The 20278-nt window shown below is 47.9% G+C and carries 9 protein-coding genes; all 9 read right to left on the bottom strand.

What is annotated here, in order from left to right; translation table 11 throughout:
- Positions 1-56: 56 nt before the first annotated feature.
- The 9 genes from ACOJUO_RS25020 to ACOJUO_RS24980 all read right to left on the bottom strand — a co-directional run bounded on the left by ACOJUO_RS25020 (position 57) and on the right by ACOJUO_RS24980 (position 20275).
- The gene (locus ACOJUO_RS25020; RefSeq protein ID WP_422138524.1) at positions 57-2213 is read right to left on the bottom strand and encodes a tetratricopeptide repeat protein; all 2157 of its coding nucleotides are present in this window, start codon (positions 2211-2213) and stop codon (positions 57-59) included.
- A gap of 102 nt (positions 2214-2315) precedes the next feature.
- Positions 2316-4613, bottom strand: coding sequence for a hypothetical protein (locus tag ACOJUO_RS25015; protein WP_422138523.1), 2298 nt, complete (start codon positions 4611-4613; stop codon positions 2316-2318).
- A 464-nt stretch (positions 4614-5077) separates the two neighbouring features.
- Entirely contained in the window at positions 5078-6061 is a 984-nt protein-coding gene (locus ACOJUO_RS25010; protein WP_422138522.1) for a transposase, read from the bottom strand.
- A 92-nt stretch (positions 6062-6153) separates the two neighbouring features.
- The gene (locus ACOJUO_RS25005) at positions 6154-8577 is read right to left on the bottom strand and encodes a hypothetical protein (protein WP_422138521.1); all 2424 of its coding nucleotides are present in this window, start codon (positions 8575-8577) and stop codon (positions 6154-6156) included.
- A gap of 94 nt (positions 8578-8671) precedes the next feature.
- Complete coding sequence (locus ACOJUO_RS25000; protein ID WP_422138520.1) at positions 8672-10798, bottom strand: hypothetical protein; 2127 nt, start codon at positions 10796-10798, stop codon at positions 8672-8674.
- A gap of 67 nt (positions 10799-10865) precedes the next feature.
- A complete protein-coding gene (locus tag ACOJUO_RS24995) occupies positions 10866-13556 on the bottom strand; it encodes a tetratricopeptide repeat protein (protein WP_422138519.1) in 2691 nt (896 codons plus the stop codon).
- A gap of 62 nt (positions 13557-13618) precedes the next feature.
- Entirely contained in the window at positions 13619-15739 is a 2121-nt protein-coding gene (locus ACOJUO_RS24990) for a hypothetical protein (RefSeq protein ID WP_422138518.1), read from the bottom strand.
- A gap of 56 nt (positions 15740-15795) precedes the next feature.
- Complete coding sequence (locus ACOJUO_RS24985; RefSeq protein ID WP_422134585.1) at positions 15796-17931, bottom strand: hypothetical protein; 2136 nt, start codon at positions 17929-17931, stop codon at positions 15796-15798.
- Positions 17932-17998: 67 nt separating this feature from the next.
- Complete coding sequence (locus ACOJUO_RS24980) at positions 17999-20275, bottom strand: tetratricopeptide repeat protein (RefSeq protein ID WP_422138517.1); 2277 nt, start codon at positions 20273-20275, stop codon at positions 17999-18001.
- Positions 20276-20278 lie beyond the last annotated feature (3 nt).

The following is a 20278-nucleotide window of genomic DNA, read 5'->3' as shown; positions in this document are numbered from 1 at the left end:
AATGATTGGAAACTTATGCTCTTGGACGGCAAACGGGTCTGAAAGTTCACTGATATCTATCTGACCTGTGAGGCCAGCACCTTTTGAAGAGCGGTAGATTCGTTGCTTCGCCAAAAATGACTTTTAACCTTATATACCCGAGCGGGGTCAATAGCTTCTGCTCTGCCAAAGCATTCTAGCCATTCTTGCTCACTTCTGCCCTGCATTCTGAGACAATGCGCTTTTTGCGAATAAGCTGCCGCATTGGAAGGGTACTTTTCCAGTAACGATTCAAGAATCTCAAGCGACTTATTAAGGTTATCGTTTCCTGCCTCCGGACCTTCTTTTATTATCTGCTCACAAGCCAGTTTGAAATAGTGGATTGAGGTAGCCAGCAGGGTGTTGGCACTTTCCGGATAGTGACTAATCATTTCCATAAATTCGGGCCACCCGGAAGATAGGGTTAAGAGCATATACTCACATTCATTCGTCTGATACAAATCACGGCAACGCCTGAGCAGCCTTTGAGCCCATTTGTTTCTGCCTATCATTTCCCAGGAGCATACCAGAGCCAGATCAATGTCATGATGACCACAGGGTCTGCACAGGCTTTCCTCACTGTCATTGAGAGATTTGTTACAAATATTCAGCAACAGTCTTTCAGTTTGTTCAGGTTTACCCATCACCTGCCAGAGTCGCGCCCGAGCCATGTCAATATCATAATTTCCACTGGGCCCATACAGGATCTCCTCAATGTCACTGGGGTGCGTGCCAATCATGTTCAACAGCAGTTTTTCAGCTCGTTTATATTTGCCTGTATTCTGCCAGTGTCGTACCAGACTCAGATCAATGACATGCCGCCAGCAGGGCACGCACAGGATCTCTTCTCTGGCATCGGGATGCTTGCCACTCATGTTCAGCAGCAGTTTTTCAGCCAATTTATTTTTGCCGATCTGCTCCCAATATCGCACCAGAGCCAGGTCTGTTTGACCATTCCCACAAGGCTTGCAAAGGGTCTCCCTGTTGGCACCTGGATGCTTGCCACTCATGTTCAACAGCAGTCTTTCAGCTCGTTTATGTCTGCCAATTATCTGCCAGAGCCGTGCCAGAGTCAGATCAAGGTCATGATCTCCACACGACCCGCAGAGGGTCTCCTCGTTGTCATTGGGGTTCTTGCCACTTATATTCAGCAACAGTTTTTCGGCCAGCTCATTTTTGTCCATTGTTTCCCAGATTCGCACCAGAGCCAGATCAATGCTTCGCTGGCCAGTGGGTTTGCACAGAATCTCCTCAGGGTCATCGGGACGCTTGTGACTTGTTTTCAGTAGCAGCTCTTCAGACTGGTGATGTTTGTCCATCAACTGCCAGATTCGTCCCAGAGCCACATTGACGGTATCGAGGTATTTACGCAGTTTTGATGTATCAGGAATGTATGGTTTTGACTGCAGCTCGTTAATCAGCTCTGCTTGTATGTTCATCAGGAGTGCTTCAGCCAGCCTGTGTTTGCCCATAGACTGCCATAGTCGGGCATTAGTAATGTCTGCAGCATAATGGCGAGAAGGTTTGCACAGGACCTCCTCATTGGCATTGCACCTTTTCTCTCTCAGTCTCAAAAGTCGTAGTTCGGCATCAAAGTGCCTTCCAAGTGCCTCTTCACAGAGGCTCAGGGTCAGATCAAGGTGATAAGTGGTCGAAGCCCCGAAGCTGGTGAATGTTCCATCTAACCTGAGTTCTTCCAGAATAGAGCAGGCTTCTATCTGTTTTTCGAAGGTTTGCTCTTTTAGCGATCTTGCAAGACCGATGGTTATGTTTTGCTTATCGAATGAACTCAGTATGCCCTGGTTTTTGTGTAAGATGATCCGGAATGCTTTTTCTGCCTCTGTGAAATTTTTGTTATTGAGTATTGCGAAAGCATCACTGACCTCTTCCTCAATAGCTTCAGGAGATGAGCTCTTAGTGCCCGGGTGAAAGGTCCGGGGAGTAACCCCCTGGTATTCAGAGGCCTGACGGTCTGAAAGAGTTGAGAGTATGTTCGAACGTTCTTGTACACCTTGATGAAGTCGCCTGCCTGGAATAAACGTTGGCGCTTCCGGATTTAAGGTAAGCCTGCGCCCTGTTGCTGCAGCCGCATCTGAACCTGACGCACCATACTGTGACCGTTGCGATGCCAAAGTGGTCGTTGAGTTCGAACTTGTGGTAGCACTGGTTGTTGGTAATCCGTAACTCATAGCCATTTAAACTCTCTGGAAAACATTACCCCGTCTGCCTGAAGGTGACACCTTCAGGCAGACGGGGTAGTCGTTGGACAGTCAATGGACAAAAAAGTTCATGGCTATCTACTTAACCTGTGAGGCCAGTAACTTTTGCAGAGCAGTGGTTTCGTTGCTTCGCCAAAAATCAGTTTTAACCTTATATGCCCGGCCGGGGTCGATCATTTCTGCTCTGTTAAACCATTCCCTCCATTCTTGCTCACTGCTTCCCAGCATTCTGAGACAATGCGCTTTTTGTGAATAAGCTCCCGCATTGAAAGGGTATTTTTCCAGTGCCGATTCAATAATCTCAAGTGCCTTCATCAGGTTATCGTTTCCTGACTTCGGACCTTTTTCTGCTATCTGTTCACACGCCAGGCTGAAATAATGGATCGAGGTAACCAGCAAGGTATTGGCACTTTCCGGATAGTTGCTAATCATTTCCATAAATCCTGCCTGCCCTGCAGATAAAGCTAACAGCGTATATTCACATTCATTCGTTTGATACATATCACGGCAACGCCTGAGCAGTATTTCAGCCCATTTATGTTTGCCTGTCTTTGCCCAGACACATACCAGAGCCAGATCAATGTCATGATGACCAGTGGGCTTGCAGAGGCTTTCTTCACTGACATTGAGGGACTTGCTACTCATGTTTAGCAATAGCCTTTCAGTCCGTTCAGGTTTATCCATGATCTGCCAGAGTCGCGCCCGAGTCAGGTCAAGATCATTATGTCCACTGGGCTCACACAGGATCTCTTCAGTGTTATTGGGTTGCATGCCAATCATGTTCAACAACAGTCTTTCACTCAGGTGATATTTGCCCACAACCTCCCAAAATCGCACCAGAGTCAGATCAATGACATAATTCCAGCAGGGCTTGCACAGAATCTCTTCACTGGCAACGGGATGCTTCCCACTCATGTTCAACAGCAGCTTTTCAGCTAATTTATATTTGCCCGTCAGCTCCCAATGTCGAACCAGAGCCAGGTCAATTTCATGATTCCCAGTGAGCTTGCACAGTTCATCCTCGCTGGCACAAGAGTGCTTTTTACTCATGTTTAGCAGCAGCTTTTCAGCTCTTTGATGTTTGTATAACTTCTGCCAGAGTCGCACCAGAATGAGATCAGTGTCATGATGCCCAGAGGGCTTACACAGGACCTCCTCATCGTCATTGAGGTGCTTACAACTCATGTTTAACAGCAGTTTTTCAGCCAGCTTATTTTTGTCTGTCTGTTCCCAGGTTCGCACCAGAGCCAAGTCAATGCCTTGATGGCCAGTGGGCCTGCACAGAATCTCCTCACTGTCATCGGGATGCTTGCGACTCATGCTCAGCAGCAGTCTCTCAGCCCGTTCACGCTTGTCAAAATCCAGCCAGATAATAACCAGAGCCAGGTCAATGTCTTTACGATCGGAGTGCTTGCAGAGCTTGTCCTCATTGTCATCGGAGCGCTTGCCAATCATTTCGAGAAGAAGCTCTTCAGATTGTTGTTGCTTGTTCATCAACGGCCAGATCCTTCCCAGAGCCAAATTGACGGTATCAAGGTATTTACGCAATCTTGCTGCTTTAGGCGCGTATAGTGTTTTCTGCAGCTCGTTAATCAGCTCTGTCTTTATGTTCAGTAAGAGTGTTTCAGCCAGCGTGTGTTTGCCCATAGACTGCCAGAGTCGGGCATTGGAAATATCTGCGGCATAGTAGCGAGAAGACTTGCACAGCTGGTTCTCATCGGCATTGCGATTTTTTCTTCTCAGTCTCAAAAGTCGTCTTTCGGCTGCAAAGTTCCTTCCAAGTGCCTCTTCACAGCGGCTCAGGGCCAGATCAAGGTTATGAATGGTTGAAGCCCCGAACCTGGTGAATCTTCCATCTAGCCGGAGTTCTTCCAGAATAGAGCAGGCTTCTTTCCGTTTTTCGAAGGTTTGCTCTTTTAACGATTTTGCAAGACCTATGGTTATGTCCTGCTTCTCGGATGAACTCAGTAGGCCCTGGTATTTGTGTAAGATGAGTCGGAATGCTTTTTCTGCCTCTATGAAATCTTTATTATTGAATATTGCGTAAGCCTCATTGATATTTTTCTCAATAGCTTTAGAAGAGGGCCTTTTCGCCACTGGTTGAAACGTCCGGGGAGTACGCCCCCGGTATGCAGTTGCTTGCCGGCCTGAAATATTTGAGGATCTGTTCGACGGTTGATGAACATCTTTTAGAAGTTGGGCTCGCGGAGCAAGAGATTTAGCTTCCCGGTCTGAGGTAGATGGTTGTTTTTTTACCGCATCAGCATATGAACCTGACGCACAATACTGAGACGGTTGCGATGTCACAGTGTCCGGACTGGTCGTGGTGCCCGAACTCGCGGCAGCACTGGTTGTTGTTGGTAATCCGTAACTCATAGCCATTGAAACTCTCTGGAAAATGGGTACCCCGTTTGCCTGAATGTGTTGCCTGTAGACAGAAGAGGTAGTTTTTGGACAGTCAACGGACAAAAAAGTTCAGGGTTATCTATTTAACCTGTGAGGCCTGCACCTTTTGAAGAGCGGTGGTTTCGTTGCTTCGCCAAAAATCAGTTTTACCCCTGTGTGCCCGTCCGGGGTCAAGGGATAATGCTCTGTAAAAAAAAAATAAGACACCCATAAATAAAAAAATAAGACACCCATTAAATAAATAAGACATTTAAAAACTGTATTCCCAAAAAAGGATCTGAAAACCTATCTTCGAATAGCCTATCAGCGAGCCACACAGGAGCATTCGACGAACAGAGGCTGCTCGAGCCATGTTCAGACGACACAAACTTATTCCGACTTAAAGTCGAGGAGGGATAAAGAGAAAGTGTTTAATTTCTTAACTGACTTCTACGCTAACTTGTCAGATACAACCGCCTGCAGGCGTTTAAACCTCGAAGCCACTTCTGTCCAACTTCAAGTGCAAAGGCCTTCATCGCTTCCAGACGGCCAACTGCCCGATAAAAACGATTATTCCATTGCATGGTTTTCAGCCACTCATCCGGATCAATGTCCAATCTTTCAAGAATAGGAGGGGTACACGACGGGATGGAACCTTTCTTATCTGTTCTGACAATGCGGCCACTCCAGTCAACCAGTTCCAGATAGTCGTGAAGAAGGTAGGGAAGGGCAACGTCCGTATTCTGGCCCTGCGAACAAAAAGGTTTCAGGGTCAGCGGCTGTTTTTTAGTCTCAGAATGTGTAACCTGCTCCACGCGTTCCTGAATCGACGTGTAGTCTGATGCTTCCGGTGTTTCTACCTTACCAGCCCGAATCGGATTCAAGTCAACGTAGGTCATGCAGGTCAGTAACGCTGCTTCGTCCAGCAATGCCTGGCTTTTAAAGCGTCCTTCCCAGAAGCGTCCTTTACACTCGTCTTCTTTGTTGGCCTCACGAGCAAGATGTTCATTCAGGCAGCGCATAAACCAGCTGATATCCGTTAAACGACGCCGGTATTCCTCAGCATATTCATCAATACGGGCCAATTCAGCGCTGCCCAGTTTGTCAGCGGCCAGGTGCCTTTGCACCAGAAGCGGACCTGCGAACAAGGTCGTCCAACGATGAAGCACTTCATTCCGTGACCAGCCTCTGGCAGATGACTGATTGATGTGCAAAACCACATGATAATGATTCGACATGACAGCGTAAGCGCAGACTTCGATAGCGAAGACTGAAACCAGTTCCCGGAGTTTATCCACCACCCACTGGCGGCGATGCTCGTAACTCTTGCCAGTCAGGTGGTTCTCTCCACAGAGGTAAGCCTGACGAACACATCTTGCCATGCAGTGGTAATAAGGCGTTGAGCCGGGATCAATCAGGGTACTGCGAGCTTGGGCCATGAACTCACCTGTCTGGACAAAAAATCAGTTGTAGGTGAAAAGTAGACCAGGTGGATGGTAAAGCAAATTTATGGGTGTCTTTTTTTCTTTTTTTAAACTTTGAGACTGCGCAACTTCAGCAGAGCAGTGGCTTCGTTGTTTCGCCACAAATCAGTTTTCTCTTTATAAAGCCGACCGGGGTCAAGGGATGCTGCTTTTTCAAACCATTCCCTCCATTCTTGCTCACCTCTGCCCAGCATCCTGAGACAATGCGCTTTTTGCGAATAAGCTCCCGTGTATAGAGGGTACTTTTTCAGTATTGACTCAACAATCTCAAGCGCCTTTTCAAGGCTATCCTTTCCTGACTCCGGGTCGTCATTTGTTATCTGCTTACAAGCCAGGTTGAAATAGTGGATCGAGGTGACCAGCAAGGTATTGGCAGTTTCTGGATAGTTGCCAATCATTTCCATAAATCCTGCTTGCCCCGCAGAAAAACATAACAGCGTATATTCACATTCGTTCGTATGATACAAGTCACAGCAACGCCTGAGCAGCCTTCCAGCCCATTCATGTTTGCCCATCATCTCCCAGAGTCGTACCAGAGCCAGGTCAATGTCATGTTGGCCAAAGGGTATGCAAAGGCTTTCTTCACTGTCATTGGCGGACTTGCCACTCATGTTCAGTAGCAGTTTTTCAGCCAGCTCATGTTTTTCCAGTTTTTCCCAGAGTAGCACCAGAGCCAGGTCAATGTCGTTATGGCCACAGGCCCTGCATAGTTCTTGTTCACTGGCACAGGAGGACTTGCCACTCATGTTCAACAGCAGTTTTTCAGACCATTTATATTTGCCCATGACATCCCATTGTCGCACCAGGGTCAGATCAATGACATTTTTCCAGCAAGGCTGAAACAGAATCTCTTCACTGGCACCGGGTTGCTTGCCACTCATGTTCAGCAGTAGTCTTTCAGCCCGTTCATGTTTGCCCATTATCTGCCATAGTCGTGCCAGAGCCAGATCAATGTCATGATGACCAGAGGGTTTGCACAGGCTTTCCTCACTGTCATTGAGGGGCTTGGCACTCATGTTCAGCAGCAGTCTTTCAGCTCGTTCAGTTTTATCCATATCCTGCCAGATTTTCGCCCGAGCCAAGTCAATATCATGATGTCCGCTGGGCTCACACAGGATGTCCTCATCGTCATCGGGGTGCTTGTGAATCATGTTCAACAGCAGTCTTTCACTCAGGCTATGTTTGCCATTAGCCGCCCAATGTCGCACCAGTGTCAGGTCAATTTTACGCTGCCAGCAGGGCTTGCAGAGAATCTCTTCACTGGCATCGGGATGTTTGCCACTCATTTTCAGCAGCAGCTTTTCAGCCAATTTATTTTTGCCTGTCAGTTCCCAATGCCTTACCAGAGTCAGATCAATGTCATGCTTACGGCAGGGTTTGCACAGTTCTTCCTCGCTGGCACCGGGGCGCTTACCACTCATGTTCAGCAGCAGCTTTTCAGCACGGTTATTTTTGCCTTTTATCTGCCACAGTCGTACGAGGGTCAGGTCAGTGTCAAGATGCCCACAGGGCTTGCACAGAGCCTCCTCACTGTCATTGGGATGCTTGCGACTCATGATCAGCAGCAGTTTTTCAGCCGATTCATGTTTATTCATCACTTCCCAGAGTCGCACCAGCGCCATATTTACGCTGTCGAGGTATTTCTGCAGCTTTGGTGCAATTGCAGCGGAGGGTTCTGACTGCAGCCTTTCGATCAGATCTGCTTTGACGTTCAGCAGGAGCCTTTCAGCCTGAGTGTTTTTGCCCATAGACTGCCACAGTCGGGCATTATTAATATCTGCGGGATAATAGCGAGAAGACTTGCACAAGGCTCTCTCATCGGCATTGGGACTTACTCTTCTCAGTTTCAAAAGTCGTGTTTCAGCCTCAAGTTGCTTTCCGAGGGCCTCTTCGCAAAGACTCAGGGTCAGGTCAAGGTTACAAATGGTCGAAGCCCCAAACCAGCTGAGTTTACCTTCCAACCTGAGTTCTTCCAGAAGAGAGCAGGCTTCTATCTGTTTTTCGCGGGTTTGCTCTTTTAGTGATCTTGCAAGCCCTACGGTTGTGTTCTCCTTTTCGAACGTAGTCAGTTCGCCCCAATTGTCGGTTAAGATGATCCGGAATGCTTTTTCTGCACCTATGAAATTTTGATTATTGAGTATTGCGTAAGCACTATCGATCTCTTTTGCAATCAGTTGTGAAGAGGCTTCCCTGACAGCTGGTTGAAACGGACGGGAAGTAGACTTCCGGTTTGCAGTTACTTGTCGTTCTGAAATATTTGCAGCCCTGTTCGAACGTTTGTGAACACCATGATGATGCGGAGCACTTGGAATAAACGTTCGAGTTCTCCTGTTAAAGGTAAATCCAGTCTCTGTTGTCGCAGGGGTATCAGTACCTGACGCACAATCCTGTTTCGGTTGTGATGCCGTAGTGGTCGAGGTGCCCGAACTTGCGGCGGCACTGGTTGTTGTTAATCCGTAATTCATAGCCATTTAAACTCTCTGGAAAGCGGTACACCTGTCTGAATGTAACAAGTTCAGGCAGTGGGGTAATGGTTGGACAATCAATGGACATAAAAGTTCACGCTCATGTCTGAACCAGTACCTTTTGAAGAGCCGCGTATTCGTTGCTCCGCCAGGCGTCCGTTTTACCCTTATATTTGCGGGCGGAGTCAAGGGCATTGGCTTTTTGGAAGTATTCCCCCCATTCTTGCTCATTTTTCCCCATCATTCTGAGACAGTGCGCTTTTTGTGAATAAGCTCCAGCAGTCGGGGGGTACCTCTCAAGTGTTAATTCCACATGCTCAAGCGCCTTAATGAGGTTTTCCTCTCCTGACTTGGGACTGGCTTCTGATATCTCCTTACACGCCAGTGCAAAATAATGGATTGAGATAACCAACAACTGATTGGCACTTTCCGGATACCTGTTAATCACCTCCATAAAGCTTGCTTTCCCGACAGATAAGGACAAATGTGATAATTCACATTCATCGGAATGGTATAAGTCACAGCAACGCTCAATCAGTTTTTCAGCCTGTTTATCTTTGTCGATCATCTGCCAGAGGCGTACCAGAGCCAGATCAATATCATGATTCCCGCAAGGCATGCACAGACTGTCCTCACTGTCGTTGAGGTGCTTGTTGCTCATGTTCAGCAGCAGCCCTTCAGTTAGATGATGTTTGTTCTCTATCTCCCAATGCAGCGCCAGAACCAGGTCAATGCCATGGTTTCCACAGGGCCTGCAAAGTTCTTCTATAGCGGCATCGGGGCGCTTGTTACTCATGTTCAGCAGCAGTATTTCTGCTTGTTTATGTTTGTTCAACTTCTGCCAGAGTCGAACCAGTGTCAGGTCAATGTCATGATGCCCACAGGGCTGACACAAGGTATCCTCATTTACATCAGGGTGCTTGGCACTCATATTCAACAGCAGCCTTTCGGCCCGTTGATATTGGCCCATTAGCTCCCAGAGTCGTGCAAGAGCCAGATCAATCTCATGTTTTCCAGAGGGCTTGCACAGGATCTCCTCAGTGTCATCGGGGTGCTTGTAAATGACATTGAGCAAGAGTTTTTCACTCAGTTGATGTTTGCCTGTCTCCTGCCAGAGAAGCGCCAGAGCCAGATTGAATTCGGGGTGCACAGAGGGTGTACAGAGGCTCTCGATACCGTCTTTGGAGTCTTTGCCACTCATGTTGAGCAGCAGTTTTTCAGCCCATTCATATTTACCCATCACCTGCCAGTGTCGTACCAGGTCTATGTCATGATGCCCAGAGGGTTTGCAAAGGGTCTCGATACTTTCATCGAGGTGCTTGCCACCCATGTTCAGCAACAGATCTTCAGCCCGATCATATTGGCACTGCTTTTGCCAGTGCCGTACCAGGGTTATATTTACGCTATCGAGGTAATTATGCAGCTTTTCTACTATGGCAGCGTGTGGATTCGACTGCAGCTTTTCAATCAGCCCTGCTTTCATGCCCAACAGCAGTTTTTCAGCCAGCTGGTATTTTCTCATATGCTGCCATAGTCGTGCATTAGCGATATCAACGTCAAAATAGCCAGAGTGCTGGCAAAGTGTCTCCGCGTCTGCATCGGGCTTTTTGTTTCTCAACCTTAAAAGTCGTGCTTGCGCATCATGGAACCGTCCAAGTGCCTCTTCGCAGAGGCTCATAGTCAGATCAAGGTTACGAATGGTTGAAGCTCCAGACTCGGTGAACGTACCATTCACCCTGAGTTCTTCCAGACGAGTAAGGGCTTCTTTCTTCTTTTCCGAGGTTTGTTCTTTCAGCGATCTTGCAAGCCCTATGACGGTTCTCTGGTGGTCGAATTCATTCAATGGTTCATCTTGCAAGATGGTCTGGAATGCTGCTTCTGCATTTATGTAATCTTGTTTTTTTAATAGTTTGAAAGCGCTATTGATCCTTTTAGCCGTTTCAGGACAGGATTTATTCACCCTTTGGTGGAACGTCCCGGGAGACGGCCACTGGTATGCCTTTGCTCGCCGGTCCAGGATATTTGAGGGTGCGCCCGGATCTTCCTGAACAGGTTGCATCCGTGGAACAAACGCTGGCGCTTTCGGGTTTAACTTAAACGGAGGCTTTGTTGTTTCAGTGGTGGCATTTGAACTTGAGGCACAATATTGCAGCGGCTGAGATCTGGCAACGGTTGCGGTGCACGAAAGGGGCGCGGAACGGGTTGTTGTTGGTAATCCGTAACTCATAGCCTCATTAATTCCCTGAAACTTTCACTTTATGACAGGCAGTGGATGTAATAAAGTACAAGGCCATCTAACCTGTGAGACCTCGTACTATCTCAAGAGCAATGTATTCATTCCTCCGCCAGAAATCAGCTTTCCTCTTTTGGGTTCGGCTGTAGTCAAGGGCTTGCGCTCTAGCAAAACATTCTGTCCATTCTTGCTTACTTCGACCCAGCATCCTGAGACAATGGGCTTTTTGTGAATAAGCTCCGGCATTCGGAGGGTACTTTTGCAACGCTGATTCAACCTGCTCAAACGCCTTTTCAAGGTTATCCTTTGCAGACTCCGGGCCGTCTTTTTTTATCTGGTCACAAGCCAGGGTGAAATAATGGATCGAGGTAGCCACCAGAGTATTGACACTTTCCGGACAGCGGCTGATCATTTCCAGAAATCCCGCTTTCCCGGTAGATAAGCACAACAGGGTTAATTGACATTCATTCGAATGATATAACTCACAGCAATGCCTGGTCAGTCTTTCAGCCTCTTCACATTTGCCCGTAGTGTCCCATAGTCTTACCAAAGTCAGGTCAATCTGTTGATTCCCGGAAGGTTTGCACAGGCTGTCTTCATCGGCATTGAAGTGCTTGCCACTCATGTTCAGCAGCAGCCTTTCAGACAGTTCAAATTTGTTCATTTTCTGCCAGAGTCGCGCCCGAGTCAGGTCAATGTCATGATGCCCAAATGGTTTGCACAGCTCTTCTGCAATAGCTCCGGGGGGCATGCCAATCATGTTCAGCATCAGCTTTTCAGACCATTCATGTTTGCCCATCATTTCCCAGAGTCTCACTAGAGCCAGGTCAATTTCCATGTCCCCACAGGAGCTGCACAGGCTGTGTATATTGGCATTGGGGTGCTTGCCAGACATGTTCAGCAGCAGCTTTTCAGCCAGTTTATATTTGCCCGCCAGCTCCCAATGTCGTGTCAGAGTCAAATCAATTTCACGATTCCCACAGAGCTTGCACAGTTCTTCCTTGCTGTCACCGGGGCGCTTTCCACTCATGTTCAGCAGCAGCTTTTCAGCCAGTTTATAGTTGCCCGTCAGTTCATAATGTCGTGCCAGAGCCATATCAATTCCACGATTCCCAGAGAGCTTGCACAGTTCTTCCTCGCTGTCACCGGGACACTTTCCACTCATGTTCAGCAGCAGTTTTTCTGCCAGCTCTTGTTTGTTCATTACTTCCCAGAGTCGCACCAGAGCCATATCAATTTCACGATTCCCACAGAGCTTGCACAGTTCTTCCTCGCTGTCACCGGGGCGCTTTCCACTCATGTTCAGCAGCAGCTTTTCAGCCAGTTTATAGTTGCCCGTCAGCTCCCAATGTCGTGCCAGAGCCATATCAATTTCAAGATTCCCAGAGAGTTTGCACAGTTCTTCCTCGCTGTCACCGGGGCGCTTTCCACTCATGTTCAGAAGCAGTTTTTCTGCTAGCTCTTGTTTGTTCATTACTTCCCAGAGTCGCACCAGAGCCAGGTCAATGTCACGATGGTCAATGGGGTTGCACAGAATCTCCTCACTGTCATCGGGACGCTTGCGACTCATGTTCAGCAGCAGTCTCTCAGCCCGTTGATAGTTACCCCTCACTTGCCAGATTCGCACCAGAGCCAAGTCAATGTCGTTGTGGCTGGTGGAGTTGCACAGAGTCTCCTCACTGTCATCGGGATGCTTTTGGCTCATGCTCAGCAGCAGTCTCTCAGCCTGTTCATATTTACCCTTTGCTTGCCAGACTCGCACCAGAGTCAGGTCAATGTCTTTATGACCAGAGTGCTTGCAGAGCGTGTCTTCACTGTCACCGGAGCGTTTGCCAACCATCTCCAGCAGCACTTCTTCAGCCATTTGATGTTTGTCCATCAACTGCCAGATTCGCCCCAGAGCCAAATTGACGGTATCTAGGTATTTACGCAGTTTTGATGTATCAGGAGAATAGGGATTTGACTGCAGCTTTTTGATCAGTTCTTTTTTTATGTTCAGGAACAGTGTTTCAGCCAGAGTGTATTTGCCCATAGACTGCCACAGTCGGGCATTATTAATATCTGCGTTATAATAGCAAGTAGGTTCGCACAGGGTTTTCTCATCGGCATTGCGGCTTTTTTTTCTCAGTCTCAACAGTCGGGTTTCGGCATCAAAGAGTCTTCCAAGTGCCTCTTCACAGAGGCTCAGGGTAAGATCAAGGTTATAAATGGTCGAAGCCCCAAACCTGGTGAATTTTCCATCTAACCTGAGTTCTTCCAGAATAGAGCAGGCTTCCAGCTGTTTTTCGCAGGTTTGCTCTTTTAGCGATCTTGCAAGTCCTATGATCACGTTATGCTTGTCGAACGGATCCGGTATGTCATGCTTGCCGTGTAAGATGACCCGGAATGCTTTTTCTGCATCTATGAAATTTTTATTGTTGAGCATTGTGTAAGCGCTACTGATCTCTTTTTTAAGAGCGTCAGGAGGGTAGGTCTTCGCCTCTGGTTGAAACGTCCGGGGAGTAGGTCTCTGGCATGCAGTTGCTGACCGGTCTGGAATATTTAAGGGTCTGTTCGAATGCTGATGACCACGATGATCTCCATGAGGAAGTTGCGAACGTGGGATAAATGTTTCAGCGTTCGGATTCAAGGTAAATTTTCGCCCTTTTGACGCACCGGTATCTGAACCTGATGCAGAATACTCTGACGGCTGTGATGTCGTGGTGCTTTTAGAACTGGTCGAGGCAATTTTTGTGGGTAATCCGTAGCTCATGGCCAAATGACCTTCCTGGGCACTTACGCTCTTGGACAGTCAATAGACATAAAAGTTCATGCTTATGTCTGAGCAAATACTTTTTGAAGAGCCGCGTATTCGTTGCTTCGCCAGGCGTCCGTTTTACCCTTATATTTGCGGGCGGAGTCAAGGGCATTGGCTTTTTGGAAGTATTCCCCCCATTCTTGCTCATTTTTCCCCATCATTCTGAGACAGTGCGCTTTTTGTGAATAAGCTCCAGCAGTCGGGGGGTACCTCTCAAGTGTTAATTCCACATGCTCAAGCGCCTTAATGAGGTTTTCCTCTCCTGACTTGGGACCGGCTTCTGATATCTCCTTACACGCCAGTGCAAAATAATGGATTGAGATAACCAACAACTGATTGGCACTTTCCGGATACCTGTTAATCACCTCCATAAAGCTTGCTTTCCCGACAGATAAGGACAAATGTGATAATTCACATTCATCGGAATGGTATAAGTCACAGCAACGCTCAATCAGTTTTTCAGCCTGTTTATCTTTGTCGATCATCTGCCAGAGGCGTACCAGAGCCAGATCAATATCATGATTCCCGCAAGGCATGCACAGGCTGTCCTCACTGTCGAAGAGGTGCTTGTTGCTCATGTTCAGCAGCAGCCCTTCACTTAGATGATGTTTGTTCTCTATCTCCCAATGCAGCGCCAGAGCCAGGTCAATATCATGGTTTCCACAGGGCCTGCAAAGTTCTTCTATAGCGGCATCGGGGCGCTTGTTACTCATGTTCAGCAGCAGTATTTCTGCTTGTTTATGTTTGTTCAACTTCTGCCAGAGTCGAACCAGAGTCAGGTCAATGTCATTATGTCCACAGGGCTGACACAAGGTCTCCTCATTCACATCGGGGTGCCTGACACTCATGCTCAACAGCAGTTTTTCGGACCGTTGATATTGGCCCGTTACCTCCCAGAGTCGTGCAAGAGCCAGATCAATATCATGTTTTCCAGAGGGCGTGAACAGGATCTCCTCAGCGTCATCGGGGTGCTTGTCAATCAGGTTGAGCAACAGTTTTTCACTCAGTTGATGTTTGCCTGTCACCTGCCAGAATTGTGCCAGAGTCAGATCAATTTCATGTTTTCCAAAAGGCGTGCACAGGGTCTCCTCATTGTCATCGAGGCACTTGCCACTCATGGCCAGCATTAGTCTTTCAGCCAGCTCATGTTTACCCTTTACTTCCCAGAGTCGCACCAGGGCCAGGTTCACGTCATTATGACGGGAGGGCTTGCACAGGAGCTCGATACTGTTACCGGGGTACTTGCCACTCATGTTGAGCAGCAGATCTTCAGCCCATTCATATTGGCCTGTCTCTTGCCAGCATCGCGCCAGAGCTATATTGACTTTATGGAGGAAATCTTGCAGTTTTTCTGCAAGCGCTGCGTGCAGGTTCCACTGCAGCCTGACAATGAGCCCGTATTTCATGCTGTGCAGCAGTTTTTCAGTCAGCTGGTATTTCCTCATAAACTGCCATAGTCGTGCATTAGCCATGTCAGCATCAAAATAATTAGAATGCTGGCAAAGGGTTTCTTCATCAGCACCGGGCTTTTTGTCTCTCAGTTTCAAAAGTCGTGCTTCAGCATCAGGGTTCTTCCCAAGTGTCTGTTCACAGAGACTCAGGGTCAGATCAAGGTTACGAATGGTTGAAGCCCCGAATTCGTTTAACTCTCCAGTCAACCTTAGTTTTTCCAGATGAAAACAGGCTTCTTTTTGCTTTTCACAGGTTTGCTCTCTGAGTGATCTTGCCAGCCCTATGATTGATCTTTGGTAGTCGGATGTTCTCAGTAAGTCCGCGTATTCTTGCAAGATGGCCCGGAATGTGTTTTCCGCGTCAATGAAATTTTGGTTCATCAATAAATCGAAAGCGCTATTGATCTTTTCACTGGCCGCTTCAGGAGATGTCCTCTTCACCGATGGGTGCAATGTCTGGGAAGAAAGTGTCAGGCACGCAGTTGTTTGTCGGCGATTAATAGTTGTGGGTGTGTTCGAAAGTCGATCAACACCAGAAGCACGAGGAATAAACGGTGGAGCTTTCGGGTTTAATTTAAATGGAGGCTTTGCTTCCTCATTGGAGTCAGTAAAGCGATTTTGCGCCGGTTGCGATGTCGTACCGGATGCGCAGTTGTAGGTTGGTGGTAATCCGTCATTCATAGTCATGAAACTTCCTCTGAAACTTGTGCCATTGGACAGTCAATGGATATAAAAGTTCATGCTTATGTCTGAGCCAGTACTTTTTGAAGAGCCGCGTATTCGTTGCTTCGCCAGGTATCCGATTTACCCTTCTGTTTTCGGTTGGAGTCAAGGGCTTGGGCTTTTTGGAAGCATTTCCTCCATTCTTGCTCATTGGCGCCCAGCATTCTGAGACAGTGCGCTTTTTGTGAATAAGCTCCCGCAGTCGGGGGGTACCTCTCAAGTGCTAATTGCACATGCTCAAGCGCCTTAATGAGGTTTTCCTCTCCTGACTTCGGACTGGCTTCTGATATCTGCTTACACGCCATTACAAAATAATGGATTGAGATAACCAGCAACTTATTGGCACTTTCCGAATACCCGTTAATCACCTCCATAAACTTTGCTTTCCCGGCAGATGAGGACAGATAGGATAATTCACATTCATCCGAATGGTATAATTCACAGCAACGCTCAATCAGTCTTTCAGCCTGTTTACCTTTGTCGATTAGCTCCCAGAGGCGTACCAGAGCCAGATCAATATCATGATTCCCGCAAGGCATGCACAGACTGTCCTCACTGTCGTTGAGGTCCTTGTTGCTCATGTTCAGCAGCAGCCCTTCAGTTAGATGATGTTTATTCACTATCTCCCAATGCAGCGCCAGAGCCAGGTCAATGTCACGGTTGCCACAGGGCCTGCAAAGTTCTTCCATAGCGGCATCGGGGCGCTTGCCACTCATGTTTAGCAGCAGTATTCCTGCTTGTTTATGTTTGTTCAACTTCTGCCAGAGTCGAGCGAGGGTCAGGTCAATGTCATGATGCCCACAGGGCTGACACAAGGACTCCTCTCTCTCATCGGGGTGTTTGAGACTCAGGTTTAACAGCAGTATTTCAGCCCTTTGATATTCGCCCATCTCCTGCCAGAGTCGTACAAGAGCCAGATCAATCTCATGTTTTCCAGAGGCCTTGCACAGGATCTCCTCAGCGTCATCAGGGTGCCTGGAAATCATATTGAGCAGCAGTTTTTCACTCAGTTGAAGTCTGCCTGTCGCATGCCAGAGAAGCGCCAGAGACAGATCGAGTTCGGGGTGCTCAGAGGCTGTACAGAGGATCTCGATACTGTCTTTGGAGTCTTTGCCAATCATGTTGAGCAGCAGTTTTTCAGCCCATTCATATTTGCCCATCACCTGCCAGTGTCGTACCAGGTCTATGTCATGATGCCCAGAGGGCTTGCACAGGGTTTCGATACTTTCAGCCAGGTGCTTGCCACCCATGTTTAGCAGCAGATCTTCGGCCCGATCATATTGGCACACCTCTTGCCAGTATCGCACCAGAGCTATATTTACACTATCGAGGTAATTATGCAGCCTTTCCACTATGCCAGCGTGTGGGTCCGACTGCAGCTTTTCAATCAGCCCTGCTTTCATGCCCAACAGCAGTTTTTCAGCCAGCTGGTATTTTCTCATATGCTGCCATAGTCGTGCATTAGCGATATCAACGTCAAAATAGCCAGAGTGCTGGCAAAGTGTCTCCGCGTCTGCATCGGGCTTTTTGTTTCTCAACCTTAAAAGTCGTGCTTGCGCATCATGGAACCGTCCAAGTGCCTGTTCGCAGAGGCTCATGGTCAGATCAAGGTTACGAATGGTTGAAGCTCCAGACTCGGTGAACGTACCATTCACCCTGAGTTCTTCCAGACGAGTAAGGGCTTCTTTCTTCTTTTCCGAGGTTTGTTCTTTCAGCGATCTTGCAAGCCCTATGACGGTTCTCTGGTGATCGAATTCATTCAGTTGTTCATCTTGCAAGATGGTCCGGAATGCTGCTTCTGCATTTATGTAATCTTGTTTTTTTAATAGTTTGAAAGCGCTATCGATCCTTTTAGCCGTTTCAGGACAGGATTTATTCACCCTTTGCTGAAACGTTCGGGGAGACATACACTGGTATGCCTTTGCTCGCCGGTCCAGGATATTTGAGGGTACGCCCGGATCTTTCTGAACAGGTTGATCAGGTTGCATCCGTGGAATAAACGCTGGCGCTTTCGGGTTTAATTTAAACGGAGGCTTTGTTGTTTCAGTGTTAGCATTTGAACCTGAGGCACAATATTGCAGCGGTTGAGGTGTGGCAACGGTTGCGGTGCACGAACGGGTCGCGAAACTGGTTGTTATTGGTAATCCGTAATTCATAGCCTCATTAATTCCCTGAAACTTACACTTTTTGACAGGCAGTGGACGTAATAAAGTACAAGGCCATCTAACCTGTGAGACCTCTTACTATCTCAAGAGCAATGTATTCGTGCCTCCGCCAAAAATCGGCTTTCCCCTTTTGGTTTCGGCTGTAGTCAAGGGCTTGCGCTCTAGCAAAACATTCTCTCCATTGTTGCTTACTTCGACCCAGCATCCTGAGACAATGGGCTTTTTGTGAATAAGCTCCCGCATTCGGAGGGTACTTTTGCAACGCTGATTCAACCTGCTCAAGCGCCTTTTCAAGGTTCTCCTTTGCAGACTCCGGGCCGTCTTTTTTTATCTGGTCACAAGCCAGGGTGAAATAATGGATCGAGGTAGCCACCAGAGTATTGACACTTTCCGGACAGCGGCTGATCATTTCCAGAAATCCCGCTTTCCCGGTAGATAAGTACAACAGGGTTAATTGCCATTCATTCGAATGATATAACTCACAGCAACGCCTGGTCAGTCTTTCAGCCTGTTCACATTTGCCCGTAGTGTCCCATAGTCTTACCAAAGTCAGGTCAATCTGTTGATTCCCGGAAGGTTTGCACAGGCTGTCTTCATCGGCATTGAAGTGCTTGCCACTCATGTTCAGCAGCAGCCTTTCAGACAGTTCAAATTTCTTCATTTCCTGCCAGAGTCGCGCCCGAGTCAGGTCAATGTCATGATGCCCAAATGGTTTGCACAGCTCTTCCACAATAGCTCCGGGGGGCATGCCAATCATGTTCAGCATCAGCTTTTCAGACCATTCATGTTTGCCCATCATTTCCCAGAGTCTCACCCGAGCGAGGTCATTTTCCATGTTCCCACAGGAGCTGCACAGGCTGTCTATACTGGCATTGGGGTGCATGCCACAGATGTTCAGAAGCAGCTTTTCAGCCAGTTTATATCTGCCCGTCAGCTCCCAATGTCGTGCCAGAGCCAAATCAATTTCACGATTCCCAGAGAGCTTGCACAGTTCTTCCTCGCTGTCACCGGGGCGCTTTCCACTCATGTTGAGCAGTAGTTTTTCAGCTCGTATATATTTGTATTTCCTCTGCCAGCGCAGTGCCAGACCGAGATCAATATCATGATGCCCAAAGGGTTCACACAGGAGCTCCTCATTGTCGTCGGGTCTCTTGCCACTTATGTTCAGCAGCAGCTTTTCAGCCAGCTCAAATTTGTCCAATTCTTCCCAGATTCGCACCAGAGCTATGTCAATGGCAGGATCGCCAGTGGGGCGACAGAGAATCTCCTCACTGTCATCGGGATGCTTGCGACTGATGTTCAGCAGCAGCCTCTCAGCCCGCTCATGCTGGCCCAACGCCCGCCAGATAAACGTCAGAGCCAGATCAACGTCTTTACGATCAGATTGCCTGCAGAGTACGTCCTCATGGTCATCGGGGCGCTTGCCAATGATTCCGAGCATCAGGAGTTCAGCCTCTTGATGTTTGTCCATAAACTGCCAGAGTCGCACCAGGGCTATATTGACGGTATCGAGGTATTTACGCAGTTTTGATGTATCAGGAGAATAGGGATTTGACTGCAGCTTTTTAATCAGTTCTTTTTTTATGTTCAGGAACAGTGTTTCAGCCAGAGTGTATTTGCCCATAGACTGCCACAGTCGGGCATTATTAATATCTGCGGCATAATAGCGAGAAGGTTCGCACAGGGTTCTCTCATCGGCATCGAGCCTTTTTTTTCTCAGCCTCAACAGTCGGGTTTCGGCATCAAAGTGTCTTCCAAGTGCCTCTTCACAGAGGCTCAGGGTCAGATCAAGGTTATAAATGGTCGAAGCCCCGAACCTGTTGAGTGTTCCATCTAACCTGAGTTCTTCCAGAATAGAGCAGGCTTCCAACTGTTTTTCGCAGGTTTGCTCTTTTAGCGATCTTGCAAGCCCTACGGTTACGTTCCGCTTTTCGAATGGATCCGGTATGCCATGTATGCTGTTTAAGATGACCCGGAATTTTTTTTCTGCATCAATGAAATTTTGATTGTTGAGCATTGCGAAAGCGCTATTGATCTCTTTTCTAAGGGCTACAGGAGAGTAGGTCTTCGCCTCTGGGTGAAACGTCCGGGGAGTAGGGCGCTGGCATGAAGTTACTGGCCGGTCTTGAATATTTGAGGGTCTGTGCCAATGTTGATGACCACGATGAGGAAGTTGTGAACGTGGAATAAACGTTTCAGCGTTTGGATTTAAGGTAAATTCACGCCCTTTTGCTGCACCGGTATCTGAACCTGACGCACAATATTGAGATAATTGCGATGTCGTAGTGCCCGAACTCGCTGGAGCGTTAGTTGTAGGTGTTGGCCCGTAACTCATAAT

Source organism: Endozoicomonas sp. ALC020 (assembly GCF_049275935.1).
Lineage (GTDB): Bacteria > Pseudomonadota > Gammaproteobacteria > Pseudomonadales > Endozoicomonadaceae > Endozoicomonas_A.
Note: the sequence above shows the minus strand (reverse complement) of the source record. Positions and strands in the feature narration are given on the sequence as shown.